Annotated in this window: 21 protein-coding genes and 1 other annotated feature; of the genes, 16 read left to right on the plus strand and 5 right to left on the minus strand. The window is 40.8% G+C overall.

Annotated features, from left to right (window positions below; genetic code table 11):
• Positions 1–269 precede the first annotated feature (269 nt).
• Positions 270–1,643, plus strand: a complete 1,374-nt coding sequence (locus ACVRZ8_RS05255) for an NAD-dependent succinate-semialdehyde dehydrogenase (RefSeq protein WP_447448265.1) — start codon at positions 270–272, stop codon at positions 1,641–1,643.
• A gap of 59 nt (positions 1,644–1,702) precedes the next feature.
• Here ACVRZ8_RS05255 and gloA read toward each other — a convergent pair whose 3' ends face one another.
• Together gloA and ACVRZ8_RS05265 are read right to left on the minus strand one after the other, a co-directional pair.
• The gene (gene gloA, locus ACVRZ8_RS05260) at positions 1,703–2,095 is read right to left on the minus strand and encodes a lactoylglutathione lyase (RefSeq protein ID WP_447448266.1); all 393 of its coding nucleotides are present in this window, start codon (positions 2,093–2,095) and stop codon (positions 1,703–1,705) included.
• Positions 2,096–2,129: 34 nt separating this feature from the next.
• Positions 2,130–2,807 (minus strand): NAD(P)H-dependent oxidoreductase, encoded by a 678-nt coding sequence (locus ACVRZ8_RS05265; protein WP_447448267.1) that lies wholly within the window; start codon positions 2,805–2,807, stop codon positions 2,130–2,132.
• A 169-nt stretch (positions 2,808–2,976) separates the two neighbouring features.
• Here ACVRZ8_RS05265 and ACVRZ8_RS05270 point away from each other — a divergent pair, with 169 nt between their 5' ends.
• The 4 genes from ACVRZ8_RS05270 to gorA all read left to right on the plus strand — a co-directional run bounded on the left by ACVRZ8_RS05270 (position 2,977) and on the right by gorA (position 6,919).
• Positions 2,977–3,762, plus strand: coding sequence for a hypothetical protein (locus ACVRZ8_RS05270; protein WP_447448268.1), 786 nt, complete (start codon positions 2,977–2,979; stop codon positions 3,760–3,762).
• A 9-nt stretch (positions 3,763–3,771) separates the two neighbouring features.
• The gene (locus tag ACVRZ8_RS05275; protein ID WP_447448269.1) at positions 3,772–4,524 is read left to right on the plus strand and encodes a hypothetical protein; all 753 of its coding nucleotides are present in this window, start codon (positions 3,772–3,774) and stop codon (positions 4,522–4,524) included.
• On the plus strand, positions 4,521–5,417 hold the full coding sequence (locus ACVRZ8_RS05280) for an ROK family protein (RefSeq protein WP_447448270.1): 897 nt from the start codon (positions 4,521–4,523) through the stop codon (positions 5,415–5,417). The genes ACVRZ8_RS05275 and ACVRZ8_RS05280 overlap by 4 nt, the downstream gene beginning before the upstream one ends.
• Before the next feature lie 149 nt (positions 5,418–5,566).
• Positions 5,567–6,919: a glutathione-disulfide reductase gene (gene gorA, locus ACVRZ8_RS05285; protein WP_447448271.1), complete on the plus strand. Its 1,353-nt coding sequence runs from the start codon at positions 5,567–5,569 to the stop codon at positions 6,917–6,919.
• A 111-nt stretch (positions 6,920–7,030) separates the two neighbouring features.
• On the opposite strand, the gene ACVRZ8_RS05290 is transcribed toward gorA, so the two are convergent.
• Together ACVRZ8_RS05290 and ACVRZ8_RS05295 are read right to left on the minus strand one after the other, a co-directional pair.
• Positions 7,031–8,275 (minus strand): bifunctional folylpolyglutamate synthase/dihydrofolate synthase, encoded by a 1,245-nt coding sequence (locus ACVRZ8_RS05290; protein ID WP_447448272.1) that lies wholly within the window; start codon positions 8,273–8,275, stop codon positions 7,031–7,033.
• A gap of 303 nt (positions 8,276–8,578) precedes the next feature.
• Complete coding sequence (locus ACVRZ8_RS05295; RefSeq protein WP_447448273.1) at positions 8,579–9,007, minus strand: DUF6556 family protein; 429 nt, start codon at positions 9,005–9,007, stop codon at positions 8,579–8,581.
• Positions 9,008–9,239: 232 nt separating this feature from the next.
• Between ACVRZ8_RS05295 and ACVRZ8_RS05300 the strand changes: the two genes are divergently transcribed.
• The 6 genes from ACVRZ8_RS05300 to rpmA all read left to right on the plus strand — a co-directional run bounded on the left by ACVRZ8_RS05300 (position 9,240) and on the right by rpmA (position 15,755).
• Complete coding sequence (locus ACVRZ8_RS05300) at positions 9,240–10,385, plus strand: cysteine desulfurase family protein (RefSeq protein ID WP_447448274.1); 1,146 nt, start codon at positions 9,240–9,242, stop codon at positions 10,383–10,385.
• A 155-nt stretch (positions 10,386–10,540) separates the two neighbouring features.
• Positions 10,541–11,755: a tRNA uracil 4-sulfurtransferase ThiI gene (gene thiI, locus ACVRZ8_RS05305; RefSeq protein WP_447448322.1), complete on the plus strand. Its 1,215-nt coding sequence runs from the start codon at positions 10,541–10,543 to the stop codon at positions 11,753–11,755.
• Between the two features lie 292 nt (positions 11,756–12,047).
• Positions 12,048–13,556, plus strand: coding sequence for an accessory Sec system glycosyltransferase GtfA (gene gtfA / locus ACVRZ8_RS05310; RefSeq protein WP_447448275.1), 1,509 nt, complete (start codon positions 12,048–12,050; stop codon positions 13,554–13,556).
• Entirely contained in the window at positions 13,549–14,871 is a 1,323-nt protein-coding gene (gtfB, locus tag ACVRZ8_RS05315; protein WP_447448276.1) for an accessory Sec system glycosylation chaperone GtfB, read from the plus strand. The genes gtfA and gtfB overlap by 8 nt, the downstream gene beginning before the upstream one ends.
• Before the next feature lie 136 nt (positions 14,872–15,007).
• Positions 15,008–15,081, plus strand: a sequence feature (ribosomal protein L21 leader region).
• A gap of 34 nt (positions 15,082–15,115) precedes the next feature.
• Complete coding sequence (gene rplU, locus ACVRZ8_RS05320; protein WP_447448277.1) at positions 15,116–15,430, plus strand: 50S ribosomal protein L21; 315 nt, start codon at positions 15,116–15,118, stop codon at positions 15,428–15,430.
• A 34-nt stretch (positions 15,431–15,464) separates the two neighbouring features.
• Positions 15,465–15,755: a 50S ribosomal protein L27 gene (gene rpmA / locus ACVRZ8_RS05325; RefSeq protein WP_447448278.1), complete on the plus strand. Its 291-nt coding sequence runs from the start codon at positions 15,465–15,467 to the stop codon at positions 15,753–15,755.
• 213 nt (positions 15,756–15,968) lie between these two features.
• Here the strand turns inward: rpmA and ACVRZ8_RS05330 are convergent, their stop codons facing one another.
• Positions 15,969–16,436, minus strand: coding sequence for a DUF4190 domain-containing protein (locus ACVRZ8_RS05330; protein WP_447448279.1), 468 nt, complete (start codon positions 16,434–16,436; stop codon positions 15,969–15,971).
• A 236-nt stretch (positions 16,437–16,672) separates the two neighbouring features.
• Here ACVRZ8_RS05330 and ACVRZ8_RS05335 point away from each other — a divergent pair, with 236 nt between their 5' ends.
• The 5 genes from ACVRZ8_RS05335 (at position 16,673) to ACVRZ8_RS05355 (ending at position 20,452) form a co-directional block, all read left to right on the plus strand.
• Complete coding sequence (locus ACVRZ8_RS05335) at positions 16,673–17,368, plus strand: GNAT family N-acetyltransferase (RefSeq protein ID WP_447448280.1); 696 nt, start codon at positions 16,673–16,675, stop codon at positions 17,366–17,368.
• A 120-nt stretch (positions 17,369–17,488) separates the two neighbouring features.
• Positions 17,489–18,067 (plus strand): MptD family putative ECF transporter S component, encoded by a 579-nt coding sequence (locus tag ACVRZ8_RS05340; protein ID WP_447448281.1) that lies wholly within the window; start codon positions 17,489–17,491, stop codon positions 18,065–18,067.
• A gap of 128 nt (positions 18,068–18,195) precedes the next feature.
• Positions 18,196–19,101: a LysR family transcriptional regulator gene (locus ACVRZ8_RS05345; RefSeq protein ID WP_447448282.1), complete on the plus strand. Its 906-nt coding sequence runs from the start codon at positions 18,196–18,198 to the stop codon at positions 19,099–19,101.
• Positions 19,102–19,110: 9 nt separating this feature from the next.
• Entirely contained in the window at positions 19,111–19,572 is a 462-nt protein-coding gene (gene lspA / locus ACVRZ8_RS05350) for a signal peptidase II (RefSeq protein ID WP_447448283.1), read from the plus strand.
• Complete coding sequence (locus ACVRZ8_RS05355) at positions 19,556–20,452, plus strand: RluA family pseudouridine synthase (RefSeq protein WP_447448284.1); 897 nt, start codon at positions 19,556–19,558, stop codon at positions 20,450–20,452. The genes lspA and ACVRZ8_RS05355 overlap by 17 nt, the downstream gene beginning before the upstream one ends.
• Positions 20,453–20,509: the final 57 nt, after the last annotated feature.

Genomic DNA, 20,509 nt, shown 5'->3' on the forward strand with positions numbered 1-20,509 from the left:
TTACTAAACAGGTATTTTAAACCGTAATCAGAGTTTGGACCAAAAGAGCTCCAAACTCTTTTTTAAATAGCTAAGCACTAATTTTGTGCCTCCTTTGTAAAATACTACGCTCATATAACTTAGATTTTTAGAAGTATTAAAATCGGGAAATATCCTTCTAAAAAATTGAAATCGTTTTCTAAAGTGTTATAATAAACTTGTGAAAAATTAACAAAGGTTTGGCTAAGCCTGTTTGACTTAGCTCTGCTATTTCCAAAAGGAGGAAATTTATGGCCTACAAAACAATTTATCCCTATACCAATGAAGTGCTTAAGGAATATGATAATATTTCAGATGCAGACCTAGAAAATGCTTTGGCAACAGCTCATGGTCTTTATAAGACTTGGCGAAATGAAGACCATTTAGAAGCCCGTAAGGCTCAGCTGCATCAAGTGGCTAACCTGCTGCGCTGTGATCGTGACAAATATGCTGAAACGATGACTAAGGATATGGGAAAACTCTTTACAGAAGCACAAGGAGAAGTTGATCTTTGTGCGGATATTGCTGATTATTATGCTGATAAGGCAGATGAGTTTCTTGCTCCAACACCGCTTCAAACGGATACTGGCGAAGCCTATTACCTTAAACAGGCTACAGGTGTCCTTTTGGCTGTAGAACCTTGGAATTTTCCTTTTTATCAAATCATGCGCGTTTTTGCTCCTAACTTTATTGTGGGGAATACCATGGTTTTAAAACACGCTTCCAGCTGTCCTGCTTCAGCACAGGCCTTTGATGATTTGGTCAATGAAGCTGGCGCTCCAAAGGGAGCCTTCCAAAATCTCTTTGTTTCCTATGGTCAAGTATCACAGATTATCGCGGACCCCCGTGTAACAGGTGTCTGCCTGACAGGTTCTGAACGCGGCGGTGCCTCTGTTGCTGCAGAAGCCGGTAAGAACCTCAAGAAATCTTCAATGGAACTCGGCGGAAACGATGCTTTCATTATCTTAGATGATGCTGATTTCGATCTCCTGAAAGATACGATTTTCTTTGCACGTCTGTATAATGCAGGGCAAGTCTGCACTTCTTCCAAACGCTTTATCGTCATGGCTGACAAATACGATGAGTTTGTGGATATGGTCGTTGAAACCTTTAAATCTGCAAAATGGGGTGACCCAATGGATCCAGAAACGACTCTAGCTCCGCTGTCTTCAGCTGGTGCTAAAGAGGAAGTACTGGAACAAATCAAACTGGCAGTGGATAATGGTGCCAAGGCCGTTTATGGTAACCAGCCAATTGAACACAAAGGAAACTTTGTCATGCCAACAGTTCTGACTGAAATTACCAAGGACAATCCAATCTACAATCAAGAAATCTTTGGTCCAGTAGCTTCTATTTACAAAGTCAATTCGGAAGAAGAAGCCATTAAACTAGCCAATGATTCCAGTTATGGTCTTGGTGGTACAGTCTTTTCAAGCAATCCGGAACGTGCCGAACGTGTTGCTGCACAGGTTGAAACCGGTATGAGTTTCATTAATTCAGGTTGGGCATCCTTACCAGAATTGCCATTTGGCGGTATAAAAAATTCAGGTTACGGTCGCGAATTGAGTCAGCTTGGTTTTAATGCTTTTGTTAATGAGCATCTAGTCTACACTCCAAAACGGTAATGGGATTTATTGCTGAAAAAAGCGCTTGAACTTAATGGTTCAAGCGCTTTTCGTATTTTTTATTTTTCATTAAATTGGCTAAGGCGAATAACTTCAATCTTGTAGCCATCAGGGTCTGTGATGAAATAGTACATTTTTGGTTTATTGGGAAGACCTGCTAGATCAGTCACGGTATAACCAGCTTTCTGATGAGCTTGGTGAGTCGCTTCAAGATCATCAACACCGACAGCGATATGACCATAGCCATTACCGAGATCGTAAGCTTCGTGATCGTAATTGTAGGTCAATTCAAGCTCATAGTCTGGATCGTCTTCCAGTTTCAGATAAACCAGAGTAAATTTGTAGTCAGGGAAGTCATTGCGGCGGACTTCTTTGAAGCCGAGCGCTTCTTGATAAAATTTAAGTGACGCGTCCAAGTCCTTAACACGAATACAGGTATGTAAAAATTTCATAGATTTTTCCTTTCTTTTTGTCAATAGCAGAGCATTAGTCCAACCAAGTGATGACCTCTTGGCGAGGTTTGCGGCTTCGCGGATGTTTGGGATCACGCAAGCGATAACCAAAAGAAATCATACTGGCAATTCCTTCTTTATTAGAATTGATAACACCAGCTTCAGCTAGATAAGCATTGACCTTGTCATAATCAAATCCTTCAATTGGGCAAGAATCAATATTAATCATGCTAGCAGCAGTCATCATATTGCCCATAGCGATATAGGTTTGCTTGGCTGCCCAATCCCAGACGGCACGCGGATTGTCGGCGATTTTCATATTTTCCTCTTGGAATGTTTTGTAAAGATTGAGACGCATATCCAAATCCTCACCCTGAGAAATCCCGCGGCGAAGCAGACTCTCCTTGACGGATTCACTGTCGTAGCGAACATTTTTCTCAGCCAAAAGCAGAACCAGATGACTGGCCGTGTCTAATTGAGACTGAGCTCCCCAAGCCAGAACTTTTAGAGCTTTGCGGTGCTTGGCAATCTGCTTGCGACCTAAAACGACAAAGCGCCAGCCTTCCAAACCAATCGAAGAAGGGCTAAGCCAAGCAGTATCTAGGATATATTCCATATCTTCTTTGCTAATATCTTGATCATTATAGACGCGCACTGCGACACGACGATCAAAGGCAGCACGAACTTGTTTTTTTATAGCATCTTTTGACATAATAATAACCTCCTCTAAACGAGTTGTTAATTATGATAGCACTTTCGATGATATTTTTCTAGTCATAGATAGGCTTTGCGCTCATACTTTCTGTGGCTGAAATTTCATTGCCATAAAGGCAAGAAATACAGTATAATAAAAAGAAAACAATCAGGATATAAATATGAGAATGATAAATCGAAAAGATAAAGATAATTTTGCTCATTTAGCCGATGATTTGGAAAATCAAATTATTGACAATGAAGCGGAGGAACAGATCGCATCATTAAAATTAAAAGTTTGGATCGTCTTGTCACTTGTTGTTTCGGTAATTGCGATTGCCGGAGCTATGACCTACAATTATGTTAATCAAAGAAAGCACTACAGTCAGGACGAATTGAAAAGGTATGTAGAATCTTTGAAGACCGACAAGTCTAATTATGACTATTACTGGTCAATATCCGATTATAAGTCTTTAGTAATGGATGAATCAGGTGAAACAGGAACCAGTCTTGACGATATTATCAGCAAATATGGCCATCCAACCTCGACAAAAGTTTTAGATGATTTAGGTGAGAACAATCGCATTTCCATTAACTATGACGATCATTATTTTCATGGTATCGGGGTTCAGTTGGATTTTATTAATACCAATGGAACTTTTCGACTTTACAGTAAACATGCAAGCGGACTCTTTGTGAAAGGTGTGGAGGAAGCGACCGAAGATAATTATCAGTATAAATGGACAAAAGAAGGTTACCAGTCTTTAAAAATAGGAGACAGCTGGCAGGATATTAGGTCTAAGTATGGCGAACCAAGTATGGTTTCTTGTACAGGAACTGGAACAAATATTTCAGTTTTAGTCTCTTATAACAAGGAGTATGGCAACTTTAATTCTGGCAGTGTCACTTTATCTCTGAAACCTAAGGGAAAGAGTTATGTTTTAGATTCTATGAGTGAGAAAAATGCTTTTTAAGGAGATGGTATGGGACGAAAAAATAACTTTTCAGCTCTTGAAGAAAGAGTAGCGGCTAAAAGACGCTATTATCAACGAGTTTTGCTTGGTCTTTTGGGAGTTTTAATAGCAGCAATCATTGTTTTTGGGCTGCTGATTGTTAATCATAATCGTTTAGATAAGGTGACTGATACGCCATTACCAACAGGTCCTAAAGCCAAGTATCAAGCTAAGTCGGGAGACTTTAGATTTAATTGGACAATAAAGGACATCCTAGCCATTACGATTGATCAAAAAGATTCTGATTTTACAAGTACTACTGCAGATGAAATTGCAGATAGTTACGGACAGCCATCTTCTGTCGAATATTATGAGCAACATAACCAATTGATTTTTCAATACGACCAAGAACAGGATCCTCGTTACAAGGATAAGGACTTCTCTGAGAATTCCCAATCTGTCCGATTAGGTTTTTTTGGATCAGGAGATAGTTACTATCTCAACAGTATCACCGCTGATGATGTAGGCTATAGTTCTACTTATGATTTTGATATGCTAACTAAGGAAGAATTTGATGCATTGGTAACAGGAGAGCAAGGAACAACTCTTGAAGACATTTTTGAAAAATTTGGATATCCTAGCTTATATACCAAAAGTTATGGTGATTTATCTATATCCTACAGCCAGTATCCAAAACAGGCTGTATTACAATTTGAAGAGACTAAGGACAAACATATCAGGCTGTCAAAAAAAAACTATTATGGAGAGGAGGCTGCCTCATGACCATTTTTGCTCTTGATCTGGGAGGTACAGAAATCAAATCTGCCTTGATTTCGGAAACATTTGAAGTTAAAAAGCACTTTGCTGTTCAACCGTCACCTGATAATTTACAGGATTTAGAAGAACTCATTGACCGATTGCTAATACCTGTCAAAGATCAGCTTTCGGGTCTGGCTATTTCTTGTCCAGGTACCGTTGATACGCATAAAGGAACCATTTATAAAGGGGGGCTTTTGACTTATTTAGACGGTTTTGAGGCTAAGAGTTTTTTTGAAGCTAGATATCACTGCCCTGTTGCTCTTTTAAATGATGGCAAGTCAGCTGTGCTGGCCGAATTAGCAACTGGCAATTTAAAGGGGATTGACAATGGTTTTGCTCTTGTGCTGGGTTCAGGATTAGGCGGCGGTATTATTATCAATGGTCAGCTTTATCAGGGATCAAACTTTCAAGCTGGAGAGTTAACTTTTATGGTGACTCCTCAGGCTGCGCCTTTGCAAAAAGCCGATATGGCCGGATCGAGTGTGTCAGCAGTGGAAATGATAGAGCGCTGTGCTCTTGCTTTGCAGTTAGCAGATAAAAAAGACGGCAGAGCTGTTTTTGAATACATCAGACTTAAAGACCAGCGTGTTTATCCTATTTTTCAAGCTTACTGCCGGCAGATTGCTATCCATATTAATAATGTTCAAGCTGTGCTGGACGCTCAGCGTGTTGTTATTGGCGGCGGTATTTCCCAACAGCCGATTCTGATTGAAGAAATTAGTCGGCAGCTGGATCAGCTGGAGATGGAGGATGGTTTTGTTTTCCGTGTTGTTAATCGGCCAGAATTGTTCTCCTGTCGGCACAAAAACGATGCAAATCTTATCGGCGCAGCTTATTTTTTTGCGTCAAGCATCTAAAATAACTTGATTTCTAATGTCTATTAAAAAGGTTAGCTGTTTTTGCGTAGCAGAAAGTTGTCTGCTGCTTTTTTTTATGCTAAAGTTGATTTACCTGTTGAGCTGTAAAAATCGAGCTCTGCAATGAACAAAAACGAATGGAGAAAAAGATGGTAAAACAATATGACTATATTGTTATTGGCGGCGGATCAGGAGGAATCGCTTCTGCTAATCGCGCAGCTATGCACGGTGCCAAGGTTATTCTTTTTGAAGCTAAAGAAGTTGGCGGAACCTGTGTTAATGTTGGCTGTGTTCCCAAAAAAGTGATGTGGTACGGGGCTCAAGTAGCAGAGACCCTGAATCATTATGCTTCTGACTATGGTTTTGATGTGACTGCTAAGTCACTTGATTTCAAGACCTTGAAAGCTAACCGTCAGGCTTATATTGATCGTATTCATGGCTCTTATGAGCGAGGTTTTGACAGTAATGGTGTGGAGCGAGTCTATGACTATGCTAGATTTGTGGATGCTCATACGGTGGAAGCAGCTGGCGAGCTTTACACAGCACCGCACATTCTCATTGCAACAGGCGGACATGCTCTCTATCCTGATATTCCCGGCAGTGAATATGGGATTACTTCAGATGGCTTCTTTGAACTAGATGATGTGCCAAAACGCACGGCTGTTGTTGGTGCAGGTTATATAGCAGTGGAGGTGGCTGGCGTGCTGCATGCTCTAGGCTCACAAGTTGATTTGTTTGTGCGTCGCGACCGTCCTTTGCGTACTTTTGATAAGGATATTATTGATGTTTTGGTAAATGAGATGGCTGCTAACGGACCGCGTCTCCACACGCATTCAATTCCTAAAGAAGTCCTTAAAAATGCAGATGGCAGCTTAACGCTTATTTTGGAAAATGGTGAAAAATATACTGTTGATACGCTTATTTGGGCAATTGGCCGTGCTGCCAATACGAAAGGCTATGGTCTTGAGAAAACAGGTGTTGCTCTTAACGAAAAAGGCTTCATTCAAACCGATGATTTTGAAAACACCAATGTTGAAGGAATCTATGCTCTTGGTGATGTCAATGGAAAATTAGAATTAACGCCAGTGGCTGTCAAAGCAGGCCGTCTTTTGTCTGAACGCCTTTTCAATCATCAATCAGAGGCTAAAATGGATTACAGCAATGTTGCAACAGTCATTTTTAGCCATCCGGCTATTGGCGCTATTGGTTACACGGAGGAAAAAGCCAGAGCCGAATTTGGCAGTGAAAATATCAAAGTTTACCGTTCAAGTTTCACTCCTATGTACACAGCACTTGGCAATCACAGACAGCCTTCTACGATGAAGCTGGTAACTCTCGGCGATGATGAGAAAGTCATCGGCTTACACGGTATCGGCTATGGTGTTGATGAAATGATTCAAGGTTTCGCTGTTGCCATTAAGATGGGAGCAACCAAGGCTGATTTTGACCATACAGTTGCCATTCATCCAACGGGAGCAGAAGAATTTGTCACGATGCGGTAACGCGGCATTATTTTGTAAACGGCCAGCTGCTGTCTGGCAGTTAAGATGAATAGATAGGAGAAGTAAAAAAACTCCGCTGTTATACTTAAAAATAAGACTGGCTGCTCAGTCTTATTTTTGATTAATCAGGTAATTTCTGACTTCTGAGATAAAATAAAGAGAACCCGTCACGACATAAAGCTGGTCTGTTGCTTGCCATGCTTTTTGCAGCCAAGATCTGTAATCGCAGACCTTGGGATATTTTCTTGGATAATCCGCTAAGGGCAGCGCTTCTGGAAAATCAAAACTGGTAACCGAGACCTCATAGCTAGCTAATTTTGACAGCATATCTTCTAAGGCTTTTCGCTTAAGACCGGCAAAAAGAATGTGAATCGTCTTGTCAGAAAATTCCTTGTCAAGAAGGTCAATAAGGCTTTGAATTCCCTGTGGATTATGAGCTCCATCCAGCAAGACGGTAGGGGAAATGAGTTCCCCGCGCCCTGGCCAGCTGCTTTCTTCGAGACCTGATTTGATAGTGTTTGGCTTGATATTTGGAAAGTCTTGAGATAGGATGACAGCGGCCATGGCAGCCAAAGAAGCATTGGCTTTCTGGTGAGTGCCCAGCATTTTTAGATGAATAGCGTTGATCTGCATAGAATGACAGTCAAAATCAAAAGCTCTGCCATTTTCCTTAAAAGAAAAATCGCTTCCCAATTCAAAAGTGGGCGCCTGAAAATATGAGGCATTGCGGTAGAAAAGCTGGCGAACATCGCTGCGCACAGTTCCAAAGATAAAAGGGGATTCCATGCTTAGAGCACCAACCTTGTGCCTAGCAATTTGAACCAAAGAACTGCCGAGCGTTTCCATGTGATCCCTGCCAATGGAAGTGCAAATCAGCATCTTTCTTGAAAAGACATTGGTGGAATCGTAAAGACCGCCAATACCCGCCTCAATAACAGCAATATCAACCTTTTCCTGCGCAAAATACAAAAGCATAAGAAAGGTGACTAATTCAAATTCAGTCGGCCTTCCAAGATCGCTGTTTCTTTCAAGTTTTTGAAGAAGTGGCTGCGCTGTTTTCAGCGTATCCTCCAATTTTTGATTGGATATTTCCTGTCCATCAATAGCAATGCGTTCATTGAAACGTGTGATAAAAGGAGATGTGAAAGTACCTGTTTTGTAGCCTGCTCTTGTCAGGATATGCTGGAGAAAACTGGTGGTTGAGCCTTTTCCATTGGTGCCAACGATATGAACGGCGTAAAAAGCTTTCTGAGGATTGCCCGCTTCTTTCAGCAGCCAGTTCATGCGTTCTAAATTCGGCCGCCGGCCGTTTGCCTTATGAGCATGAATAAAATCTAAGGTCTCTTGATAAGTCATGCTTTCTATTATAGCAAAAAGAGAGTGGGACAAGTTAAAATGCCTGAAAGATATTTTAGCCAGAAAAAATTGCTTTTATCAGTATCTTTCTGAATTGTTTTGGCACAAAGCTTACCTTGTTTATTTCTTGGTTTCAGAAGGTTAAGGAACATTAAGTCGTGTTTAATGGGCTGTGCTTACGATGTCAAAGCTTGTATAAAAGTAAAGCTGAATCTATCATGGTCAGTCGGGTTTACTCCAATGATTGCGTCAAATGATTATATTTAGACTATTAAAAAAGGCAGGATCTTGTCCTCCTCTTTGTTATTGGGCAGTGTTTCCGCCAGCTGTATTGCCGGCAGTGTTTGTATCTGCAGCGCTTGAACTTTGGGAAGTATCAGCCGCTGAGCTGGACTGATTGGAATCCGCTGCGCCATTATCAGCTTGGCCATTGTCCTCAGTGGCTTGGTAGCTGCTTGAATAATAGGTCTGAGATGTTTGCTCATCGTCTCCCTTTTCGTAAACGACACTAGTAGTGGTTGAGCTGCTGGATTTATCGGTTTTGCTGCTGTCATCTTTATTGCTATGTGTATAGGTATAAAGGGTAATAGAAGCAACGATAATTGAAAAGATAGAGGCAACGGTTGCAATAATCTTTTGAAGGCCTGAAAGACCGGTTTTAATATGCTTAGTAGCCTTTATATCTGTTTTTTTAGTTCGATTAGTATTTTTTCGTGAGTAATTTTGAGACATGGTTCTAATTTATTGGAGGTTATAGAACAACCTCCCCTTTCTTGGTGCTCCTTCTATTATATGACTTTCTCTTAAAAAATGCTAAAGAAAACTCGAATTTCAAGAAACCCACAGGACAAGCTATCTGTGTTATAATAAAAAGGATTGAATTCTTGCAAAGAAAAGGAGAACCATAGGTTGTTTTTGAAGAAAACAAATTGTTTTCTCATCACTTCATCTGTGGACTGTAAACATGATTTATTTTGATAATTCAGCAACAACTCTTCCTTATTCAGAAGTGCTAAGGACTTATCAGGAAGTTGCAGCAAAAATTTGGGGGAATCCTTCCAGTCTTCACAGCCTAGGAACCTCGGCAAGTCGCATTCTTGAAGCTTCACGACAGCAGATTGCAGCGCTTTTAGGCAGAAGGGCAGATGAGATTTTTTTCACCTCAGGCGGTACTGAAGGTGATAATTGGGTGCTAAAGGGTGTTGCCTTTGAAAAAGAGCGCTATGGTAAGCATATCATAGTATCTGATATCGAACATCCGGCGGTTAAGGAGTCTGCCAAATGGCTGAGCCAGCATGGTTTTGAGGTTTCTTACGCACCTGTGACTGCAGATGGCTTTGTAGACGTGGAGCAACTGGCTGCGCTTTTGCGCCCAGACACGATTCTGGTGTCAGTCATGGCAGTGAATAATGAAATAGGCTCTATCCAGCCGATTATTGCTCTATCTCAACTGCTTGCAGATAAGCCAACCATTTCTTTTCATGTGGATGCCGTGCAGGCTATTGGCAAAGTTCCAGTTAGCAGCTACCTGACAGAACGTGTGGATTTTGCGACTTTTTCGGGTCATAAATTTCATGCCGTACGCGGAGTTGGTTTTATCTATAAAAAAGCAGGAAAGAAGTTAGCTCCGCTATTGACTGGAGGCGGACAGGAGCAGAACCTGCGTTCAACTACAGAAAATGTAGCTGGTATCGCTGCAATGGCAAAGGCACTGCGCATGACCATGGATAAGGAAAGCACAGCTCTGCCGCGTCTTGCCAAGATGAAAGCAATCTTCTATGATGAATTGGCTAAGCACGAGGAGGTTTGCATCTTCTCTGATAAGGGGAACACTTTTGCGCCCAACATTTTGACCTTTGGTATCAAGGGTGTGCGTGGCGAAGTGGTGGTTCATGCTTTTGAAGATCATGCCATTTACATTTCAACAACTTCAGCTTGTTCGTCTAAAGCCGGTAAGCCGGCAGGAACTCTTATTGCAATGGGAGTTCCTGCCAAATTAGCTCAGACTGCTGTTCGTATTAGTCTTGATGATGACAATGATATGGGACAGGTTGAGCAATTTTTGACTGTTTTTAAACAGGTTTGTGAAAGAACAAAGAAAATACGGTAAGTCAGCTGACTGTCGTTTTAAAGAATTTTTTCCACATTAATTCAAAAGTGAAAGGAATAAATCCAGCCTAAACGCTGAAAAAAGAAGATGAGCTGTCGGAATGTCAGGTTTGTCATCTTTCTTTTTACTGTGTAAGGGGTCTGGTATTTGATATGATGCAATATTCAGAAATTATGGTGCGCTATGGTGAACTTTCAACGAAAGGCAAGAACCGCATGCGCTTTATTAACAAACTCAAAAGTAATATCAAGGATGTTTTGTCCGTTTATCCTTTGTTGCGAGTGACTTTTGACCGAGATCGCGGGCATATTTTTTTAAATGGAACAGCTTATGAGCCTGTTGCAGAATCGCTGAAGCAAATCTTTGGCATTCAGGCTTTTTCACCAGTTTATAAGGTTGAAAAGGATGTTTCTCTTTTAAAAAAAGCGGTGCAGGATATTATGACAGAACTTTACCATGACGGCTTAACCTTCAAAGTATCCGCTAAGCGCAGCGATCATGATTTTGAATTGGACTCTCGGGAGCTCAATCAGGTTCTTGGTGCTGCTGTTTTCGAAGTTTTGCCAACTATTCAAGTGCAGATGAAGAAACCTGATATTAATCTTAAGGTTGAAATTCGTCATGAGGCTGCCTATATTTCTCATGAGAATATCAAAGGAGCTGGCGGTCTTCCTGTTGGAACAGCAGGAAAAGGCATGCTTATGCTGTCAGGAGGGATTGATTCACCTGTTGCTGGCTACCTATCTTTAAAACGAGGCGTTGATATTGAGGCTGTTCATTTTGCCAGCCCACCTTATACTAGCCCTGGAGCGCTTAAGAAAGCCCAGGATTTGACACGCAAACTGACTAAATTTGGCGGCAATATCCAGTTTATTGAAGTCCCTTTCACCGAAATCCAAGAAGAAATTAAAGAAAAAGCGCCAGAGGCTTATCTTATGACCATTACCCGCCGTTTCATGATGCGGATAACAGATGCTATACGTGCAATACGAGGCGGCTTGGTTATTATCAACGGTGAAAGTTTAGGACAGGTTGCCAGTCAGACACTGGAGTCCATGCAGGCAATTAATGCTGTTACAAAAACACCAGTCATTCGGCCTGTCGTGACTATGGATAAGCTGGAAATTATTGATGTGGCGCAGAAAATTGATACCTTTGATATTTCCATTCAGCCTTTTGAAGACTGCTGTACCATTTTTGCACCTGATCGTCCTAAGACTAATCCCAAAATCAAAAATGTTGAGCAATATGAAGCTCGCATGGATATAGAAGGTTTGGTGGCGCGTGCAGTTGCAGGAATACTAGTGACGGAAATTAAACCAGAGGAAGCAGCAGATGAGGTAGACGAACTTATCAGTGATTTATTGTGAAACGGGTGACAATCTCTATTCTTGATTTTTGATGAATTGTTGAGGCTTGTTCATTGGAAAGCAGCAGTGCTGTTTGAAAAAGGCTAAAAAGACCCTCTTAATCACTCACTGGCTTAACAAGCAAAAGGGTCTTGTCCAGCAAAGTCAGTCTTGAATAGGACTGCTTCCTGCCAGTTGGTTCTGCCTTGTTTGCAACAGGGCAGTTTGTTATAATGAAAAATAACATTCGCAGATTGATGGAGAAGATGTTAGGGAAAATATCGGAAATGAGATAGCTAGGAGAAGACAGTGCATGACCGTTTATAATATCAACTTAGGTATTGGCTGGGCCAGTTCGGGTGTCGAGTATGCTCAAGCCTATCGTTCAAAAGTTTTTAATACTATTGGTGTTCCTGCCAAGTTTATTTTTACAGATATGTTCCAACAGGTTAATTTGTCTGATTTAACCCGTAATTTAGGTTTTAGCGATGATCAAATTATCTGGCTTTACGGAGCTTTTACAGACATCAAAGTTGCCCCTACAACTTTCACTCTGGCGGATTTGGAAAATGAAATTCCTTTTGAAATCACTAAGCGTGAAACCAAAGGAATAACCACCAAGCTGTTTTGTGAAAAAGATGATATTTTCTATTCTGCCTACCGCTGCCGTGAGGGTGAGGATATTATTCACCGAGTAGAAATGGTGTCCAGAGGCAGTTTAATTCGTAAGGATTTTTATTCTTACACAAAAATGTTTACAGAGTACTACACGCCGCTTAACAACAAGGCCCATCTTTACCAGCGCCGCTTTTTCAATGAAAATGGAACCGTGGCTTACGATGAAATTATTGATGACAAAGATTCCGTTTTTCGGTTTAAGGATCGTATTTTATCTTCTAAGGAAGAACTGATTGCTTATTTTATGAAAAAACTGAATCTGACGGACAAGGATTTGGTTCTTATTGACAGAGCGACAGGGACAGGGCAGGCTATTTTGCGAACTGTTAAACCGGCAAAAGTAGGTGTTGTTGTGCATGCGGAGCATTTCAGCGAAAATGGAGTGACTGACCATACCATTTTGTGGAACAATTACTATGAGTATCAGTTTGACAATGCGGATAAAATTGATGTTTTTATCACAGCAACCGATCGTCAGCGCCATCTAATGACTGAGCAGTTTGCCAAATACACTCAGTACAGACCGGCTATTGTGACCATACCTGTAGGAAGTCTGGACAAGCTTCGCTATCCGGCTGCGCAGCGGAAGCCATTTTCAATAATCACAGCTTCACGTCTTGCCACAGAAAAGCACGTAGACTGGCTCTGTAAGGCGGTTATCAAGGCAAAAGCAGCAGTTCCTGAATTGACCTTTGATATTTACGGTAAAGGCGGTGAAGAGGCTAAAATTTCCCAAATTATTAAGGAAGCCGGTGCTGAAGATGCGATTCGTCTCATGGGGCATCAGAAATTAACCGAAGTTTACCAAAATTATGAACTTTATTTCACCGCTTCAAAAAGCGAGGGCTTTGGACTGACCTTGATGGAAGCTGTAGGGTCAGGGCTCGGCCTGATTGGTTTTGATGTACGCTATGGGAACCAAACTTTTATTAAGAATGGCGAAAATGGCTTTCTTATTCCGCGCTCAGAAACCGATGATGAGCAGACCCTTGTTGCAGCTCTCACAGACCAATTGATTGCTTATTTTAAAAAGACGAATCTCGAGCAAGTTCATCAGACTTCTTATGATTTGGCTCAAGATTATTTATCAGAGCAGATTGAAACCAAGTGGAAAACTCTTGTCAAGGAGGTAACAAATGATTAATTTATTTGAGACCTACGATCAGGCTAGCTGGGATCTCCATTACAGTCTAATTGTAGCTGGCTATAATAATCCTACCATCAGTTTAACCGACGATGGCTTTTTACCAGCAGATGTGACATCACCTTATGTGTATTTTACTGGTTTTGATAAGGTTAATGGGCTGGCGCTCTTTTTCAATCAGGTGCCAATTCCTGATTACTGGGAAATCTCTGGCAATAACAATTACGGAGAAATTCACCGTTTCAATAAAAAACGCGGTCATATTCACTATGGTAATCCAACTCACAAGCGTCTGGTCAAAGCCGTTGACTGGTTTGACGATTCTGGCCGTTTGCGCGTGACTGACCGCTATAACAATAAAGGGTATCGATTTGCCCAAACGGTATATAATACCAAGCAAGAAGCAGTGCTGACGAGCTATTTCAATGCTGACAATCAGGAGATTTTGGTCGAAAATCATAATACTGGCGATGTGACGCTTAATTGGAAAGATAAGGTTCACATTTTTAAAGGGAAACATGATTTTGTGGTCTTTTATCTCAAAGAAGCAGGCTTTAATCTGGATCGTATCTTCTATAATTCTTTGTCAACCCCTTTTATGACAGCTTATCAATTACCTCGTAGCGGTCGAGATATTCTTTTTTGGCAAGAAGCGATTACAGATACAGTTCCGGAAAATTTGCAGATGCTCTTATCAGGTGCGCCACGTGAGACCAAGATTGTTATTCAGAGATACGAGGCCTATCAGAATCTGCTCAAATTAATTTCCAAGCAAGAAGCACGCAAAGTTGCCTTTCTTGGGGTCATGTATCCATTTGCACGTGAAAATCAAAATGGCAATGAAGCATTGATTTTGACCAATTCAGACCAAATTGAGCAACTAGAAAGTCTTGTGCAGGAAGTTCCGCAGGTCGTTTATCACATTGCTGCTCTAACCGAAATGTCAGGGAAACTGATGGCACTGGGCAAGTACGCTAATGTACATCTTTATCCTAACGTTACAACAGCCCAGATTAAAAACCTAACAGCGCGCTCAGATATCTACCTAGATATCAATTATCAAAATGAAATTTTATCGGCAATCCGTACTGCTTTTGAAAATAAGATGCTGATTCTTGCTTTTGATACGACAGTTCATAATCGCCAGTACATTGCACCAACTAACATCTTTAAAGTTAGTGACAGCAACCGTTTAAAGACCGTTTTGGCACGTGCAGCTAAAGCTCCAGCTTTTCGTAAGAGCCTCTTGCAGCAACAGTTGGAACACGCTCATGTTGCAAATAAAGCTGACTATCAGCGTGTTATCGGCCATTAGTTTTTAATTGTTTTAAAGAATAGCAAAGCTGCTACTATGTCAAAGAAAAAATCTGAAAAAGATTAGGTGTTTTGTAAAAGTAAGTCTTGTAAATAGAGTAAAATTGTGCTATACTTTTAAAGTTGACTATATGCACATCTCTGTGCAACCGCGCGACTACCGTTTTAAGCAGTTTCGTACTCACGGTACAAGGCGAGTCTTCACGAGCGGAATTTCCGCAACAAAATTTTATGGGAGGTGCATCATGAGCACATACGCAATCATCAAAACTGGTGGAAAACAAGTTAAAGTTGAAGTGGGTCAAGCTATCTACGTTGAAAAACTTGATGTTGAAGCTGGAGCAGAAGTCACTTTTGACCAAGTTGTTCTTGTCGGTGGAGAAACAACTCAAGTTGGTACTCCAGTTGTTGAAGGAGCTACTGTTGTTGGAACTGTTGAAAAACAAGGAAAACAAAAGAAAGTTGTTACTTTCAAATACAAACCTAAAAAAGGTAGCCACCGTAAACAAGGTCACCGTCAACCTTATACAAAAGTTGTTATCAATGCTATCAATGCCTAAGCTAACAGCCTAATCTAGGAAAGGACACAGTATTATGTTGAAAAATCTTGAAAACTTGCAACTTTTCGCCCACAAAAAAGGTGGAGGTTCAACTTCTAACGGACGCGATTCAGAAAGCAAACGTCTTGGCGCTAAAGCTGCTGACGGTCAAACCGTTACAGGCGGATCAATCCTTTACCGTCAACGCGGAACTCATATTTATCCAGGAGCCAATGTCGGTCGTGGCGGAGATGATACACTTTTTGCAAAAATTGAAGGTGTAGTGCGTTTTGAGCGTAAAGGACGCGACAGAAAACAAGTATCTGTTTATCCAGTTGCAAAATAAGGTAATAGAATTACAACCAATAACAAAAGACTTCTTGAGAAATCAGGAAGTCTTTTATGTTTAAGCATTTATAAGATAAAATAGCAATATGTGGATTTAGTCTAAGCCACTTGAGTATTTATATGATAGTAACCAATTACCATCTGTTTGCTTCACGAACTGTAATGAAACACTCTTATAGTCATTTCCTCCAGCAGTATTATAGTCAACAAATTAATCCCCAGTTGTTGATTCTGAAGATGTAGTTGGCTCTCCATATTTTGCTACAATATCGGTATAATTTGTACCACCTGTGCCAGTAAGACTGTCACCAACCACTAAACTGTCAAACTCACTTTTTGTCCAAGTGAATTTATGATCAACTTCTTCTTGAGAAGATGAAACTGAACTAGTGTAGGAAGAGCTAGCCTTATCAATAGTATCGCTCATCTTATTTAGTGCATTACCATATATAGACTGTGTAACTAGTACAATGATAATTGTGAGTATAGATAATATAGTACCAATTAAAGATAATGTTTTAGTTCTTTTTCTATTACTAATGAGTGCAATAATGCCTAGGATTAAAGCGGGCAGTGCGATAACAAAAGAAGCGTTGTTAACAATTGGTATCCATGAGCCAAGCAGTGCTACTGTGGCGAGAACGGTTGCTATGATTGCCAAGACTTTCTTTTCTTGCATAAATAATCTCTCCTCTCAGCTTTTAACGTGGTTCAGGTTCTGCACGTTGTACTATTAGTTCACTTTGTAATAATTAAATGTTTTTCTTTTATTCTAATAGAATTTCCCCTAGCTAATAATTTACTAAATTTTTAATCATTCTAATAGCAACTTGATTTTAATCTCATCTTTTAGATTGTATTTTTGTTTTCTCGTGCTAGAATAATACTAGTAACTAAATAGAAAAGGAATTCACTATGGTTATTAATCAATTTAACCAAGAAATCGGAGAAAGATTGGAACATTTTACTGCTGGCCAAATGCCTGATGTTCAATTATTAGAGGGGCGCTACTGCACTGTCGAACACCTTAATGCCAAGAAACACTTTGAAGACATTTTAGATTTCTACTATACCAATGCTGTAGCCTCGGACTGGACCTATATGTTTGATGAGCCTTTTAGCTCTAAAGAAGCTGTGCGTCAGCGTTTGCAGGAGTATGAAGAGTCGCAAAATCCTTATTTCTTTGCCATTCGTGATAAACTGTCGGGTAAGGTTCTAGGGACTTTCTCACTCATGCGTATTGATCCCAAGAACTGCGTGTTGGAGATGGGGCGCGTGATTTATGCAGCAGCTTTGCAAAAGACGCGAGCAGCAACAGAAGCCCAGTACTTGGTGATGAAGTATGTCTTTGAAGACTTGCAGTATCGCCGTTATGAGTGGAAATGTGACAGTCTCAATAAACCGTCCTCCAATGCTGCTAAACGCTTAGGTTTCATCTATGAAGGCACTTTTCGCAATCATGTGGTTTATAAAGGGCGGACACGCGATACCGACTGGCTGTCTGTTATTGATAGTGACTGGCCTAGACTGAAAGGGCGTTTTGAAAAATGGCTGGCGCCTGATAATTTTGATGAAGAGAGACAGCAGATTAAGTCTTTGAAAGATTTTTAACTAAAAGGTCTTGGTATTTTTGACAAATGGCAGAAAAGAACTCAGCCGCTGCTATTTAAACCTTTTTAAATGCCAGCAGTCATGATACAATAAATAAGACTAATTTTAAGGATGGAAATCGTGATAAAAACCTTTTTTTCATACATAAAACGTCTTCTGCTGGTGACTGTCTTATATTTTATCTGTTTAGGTTTGGGTGTACTTTTGAACATGCTGGTCGGTCATAATGCCAATATGTTTTATGCACCGGCTTTTGCAGCGGTTTTTGGCGGCATTATTTATTTTGGGCGCATGCTTAGTGAGAAATCTTTTGGTTTTATCACCTTGACTGCCTGCTTATTGTCGCTTTTCTTTTGGCGCAGCGGGCATTTTGCAGGAACGGTGATTCCTTATATTTTGTTTGGTCTTTTGGCAGATGTAATGGCCTCTTGGGGACGCTATCAAGATAGGTTAAAAAATGCTTTGTCCTTTATCATCTTTTCTTTTACAAGCTCAGGTCCTATCTTTTTCATGTGGTTGGCTCCTAAGGCCTACAAAGCCAGTCTTTTAGCGCGTGGGAAAGATCAAGCTTATATTGACAATGTTATGCTGGAACCTCGGGTGAGTATTATTCTTTGGTTTATTGTTTCTATTTTGGCAGGCTCTTTGTTAGGAATTTTTCTTGCTCAAAAGCTCTTGATTAAACGAAATCAAGAGTGAGTTGGATGGAGGACTTTGGCTAATCGTTTAAGTTTTTCTTGCTATGAGCAAAGATAATGAGAGAAATTCACGCGCAATGCGTGTTTTTTTTGTATAATAGGAGAAGCAGTAAAAAAGAAAGCAATACTATGAATATTCAACAATTACGCTATGTGGTTGCCATTGCTAACAGCGGAACCTTTCGCGAAGCAGCCAATAAACTATTTGTCAGTCAGCCTAGTTTGTCTGTAGCTATTAAAGATTTAGAGCAAGAATTAGGTTTCCAGATTTTTACACGCACGACTACAGGTGCGGTTCTGACCAGTCAGGGCATGACTTTTTATGAGCGGGCTCTTGAAGTCGTACGAAGTTTTGATAGCTTTGAAAACCGCTACCTTAATGCTTCAGAATTGGGGAAACAGTTTTCGATTGCCAGTCAGCACTATGATTTTTTGCCACCGTTGATTACGGCCTTTTCAGAGCGTTATCCGGACTATAAGGATTTTCGAATCTTTGAAACAACAACTATTCAGATTTTAGATGAAGTGGCTAAAGGGCATTCTGAGATTGGAATTATCTACCTTAATCGCCAAAACAGTAAGGGTATCCTGCAGAATATGGATAAACTTGGACTTGAATCGGTAGATTTGATTCCATTTAGGACACATATTTATCTGCGTAAAGGGCATCCGCTGGCGCAAAAAGAGAGCCTAGTCATGGAGGATCTGGCTGATTTGCCTACAGTGCGTTTTACGCAGGAAAAAGATGACTACCTCTACTATTCAGAAAATTTTGTGGACACATCGGACTCGTCGCTTATGTTCAATGTTACTGACCGTGCCACTCTCAATGGTATTTTAGAACGGACAGATGCTTATGCTACCGGCTCAGGTTTCTTAGACAGTCAGTCTGTTAACGGCATTACGGTTATTCCTTTGGAGGATAATCTGGACAACCGTATGGTTTATGTGCGCCGCAAGGGCATTGCGCTGTCTTCATGTGCCCTTAAGTTTGTTAACGTTATGTTTGATTATTTTGAAACCTATAAACCTTAAGGGGATACTATGCGAAAATATACTATTTTTATAAGCATTTTTATCCTTATTGTTTTGGATCAGCTGTCCAAGTGGTGGGTAGTTGCCAATATCAGGCTGAATCAGGTCATTGCTGCTGTCCCCAATCTTTTTAGTTTGACTTATTTGCGTAATTATGGCGCAGCTTTCTCAATTTTGCAGAATCAGCAATGGTTTTTCACTCTTATCACTTTGACAGTTATAGGTGCAGCAGTTTTTTACCTTATCAGGCGTTATAAAGAAAGCCTGTGGCTGGTTATGGCGCTGAGCCTTATCATTGCGGGAGGTTTGGGAAACTTTTTGGATCGTTTGCGTCTTGGTTATGTCGTAGATATGATTCATCTGGATTTTATGGATTTTGCAGTTTTTAACGTAGCGGACTCTTATCTAACGGTCGGAGTTGCGCTTCTTATTCTTATCTTATGGAAGGAAGACGATGGAAGTCATCATTAAAGAGACAGGCGCTCGTCTGGATAAGGCTCTGGCTTGTTTGACAGATTTATCTCGCAGTCAGGCGAAAGATGCTATTAAGGCTGGTCAGATTTTGGTCAATGGCAAAGCTGAAAAGGCTAAGTACACTGTTAAGGCAGGTGATGTCATCAGCTATGAACTGCCCCAGGCAGAATCGCTCAGTTATGAAGCAGAAGCGATACCGTTAGATATTATCTATGAAGATGACGATGTGGCAGTTGTTAATAAACCGCAGGGCATGGTGGTACATCCATCTGCAGGACACCGCTCAGCTACCTTGGTCAATGCTCTTATGTATCATATTAAAGATTTATCAACTATTAATGGCGTTATTCGTCCAGGGATTGTTCACCGTATTGATAAAGACACGTCAGGGCTGCTTATGATTGCTAAAAATGATAAGGCCCACCAAGCTTTAGCGGCTGAACTAAAGGATAAAAAATCGCTGCGCCAGTACTTAGCCATCGTTCATGGGAATCTCCCCAACGATCGGGGAGTCATTGAAGCTCCTATCGGACGCAGTGAGAAGGATCGCAAAAAGCAGGCTGTGACTGCAAAAGGCAAACCAGCTGTCACACACTTTCAGGTTTTGGAACGTTTTGGGGACTACACGCTGGTTGAGCTGACATTAGAGACTGGCAGAACCCATCAGATTCGTGTGCATATGGCTTATATTGGTCATCCTCTAGCAGGTGATCCTCTTTACGGTCCGCGAAAAACCTTATCTGGGCAAGGGCAGTTTCTGCATGCAAAAACACTGGGGTTTACTCACCCTAAGACTGGGGAGACACTGAGTTTTACAGCAGAAGCGCCAGCCCTTTTTCAAGAAACCCTCGAAAAGCTCAGAAATAAGAGACCATAGCAAAAGACGAACGTTAATCAAAAAAGTTCCAGTCCTGTTAGCTTTTTCTTCTTGTTT

The organism is Streptococcus dentiloxodontae (assembly GCF_053206925.1).

Bases quoted from the DNA above. Each gene is read 5' to 3' on its own strand.
- gtfB (WP_447448276.1), top strand. From the start codon at position 13,549: ATGATTAATTTATTTGAGACCTACGATCAGGCTAGCTGGGATCTCCAT.
- gloA (WP_447448266.1), bottom strand. From the start codon at position 2,095: ATGAAATTTTTACATACCTGTATTCGTGTTAAGGACTTGGACGCGTCA.
- gorA (WP_447448271.1), top strand. From the start codon at position 5,567: ATGGTAAAACAATATGACTATATTGTTATTGGCGGCGGATCAGGAGGA.
- ACVRZ8_RS05335 (WP_447448280.1), top strand. From the start codon at position 16,673: ATGGTTATTAATCAATTTAACCAAGAAATCGGAGAAAGATTGGAACAT.
- rpmA (WP_447448278.1), top strand. From the start codon at position 15,465: ATGTTGAAAAATCTTGAAAACTTGCAACTTTTCGCCCACAAAAAAGGT.
- ACVRZ8_RS05295 (WP_447448273.1), bottom strand. From the start codon at position 9,007: ATGTCTCAAAATTACTCACGAAAAAATACTAATCGAACTAAAAAAACA.
- ACVRZ8_RS05280 (WP_447448270.1), top strand. From the start codon at position 4,521: ATGACCATTTTTGCTCTTGATCTGGGAGGTACAGAAATCAAATCTGCC.
- ACVRZ8_RS05300 (WP_447448274.1), top strand. From the start codon at position 9,240: ATGATTTATTTTGATAATTCAGCAACAACTCTTCCTTATTCAGAAGTG.
- gtfA (WP_447448275.1), top strand. From the start codon at position 12,048: ATGACCGTTTATAATATCAACTTAGGTATTGGCTGGGCCAGTTCGGGT.
- lspA (WP_447448283.1), top strand. From the start codon at position 19,111: ATGCGAAAATATACTATTTTTATAAGCATTTTTATCCTTATTGTTTTG.
- ACVRZ8_RS05330 (WP_447448279.1), bottom strand. From the start codon at position 16,436: ATGCAAGAAAAGAAAGTCTTGGCAATCATAGCAACCGTTCTCGCCACA.
- ACVRZ8_RS05255 (WP_447448265.1), top strand. From the start codon at position 270: ATGGCCTACAAAACAATTTATCCCTATACCAATGAAGTGCTTAAGGAA.
- ACVRZ8_RS05290 (WP_447448272.1), bottom strand. From the start codon at position 8,275: ATGACTTATCAAGAGACCTTAGATTTTATTCATGCTCATAAGGCAAAC.
- thiI (WP_447448322.1), top strand. From the start codon at position 10,541: ATGCAATATTCAGAAATTATGGTGCGCTATGGTGAACTTTCAACGAAA.
- ACVRZ8_RS05345 (WP_447448282.1), top strand. From the start codon at position 18,196: ATGAATATTCAACAATTACGCTATGTGGTTGCCATTGCTAACAGCGGA.
- ACVRZ8_RS05275 (WP_447448269.1), top strand. From the start codon at position 3,772: ATGGGACGAAAAAATAACTTTTCAGCTCTTGAAGAAAGAGTAGCGGCT.
- rplU (WP_447448277.1), top strand. From the start codon at position 15,116: ATGAGCACATACGCAATCATCAAAACTGGTGGAAAACAAGTTAAAGTT.
- ACVRZ8_RS05265 (WP_447448267.1), bottom strand. From the start codon at position 2,807: ATGTCAAAAGATGCTATAAAAAAACAAGTTCGTGCTGCCTTTGATCGT.
- ACVRZ8_RS05355 (WP_447448284.1), top strand. From the start codon at position 19,556: ATGGAAGTCATCATTAAAGAGACAGGCGCTCGTCTGGATAAGGCTCTG.
- ACVRZ8_RS05270 (WP_447448268.1), top strand. From the start codon at position 2,977: ATGATAAATCGAAAAGATAAAGATAATTTTGCTCATTTAGCCGATGAT.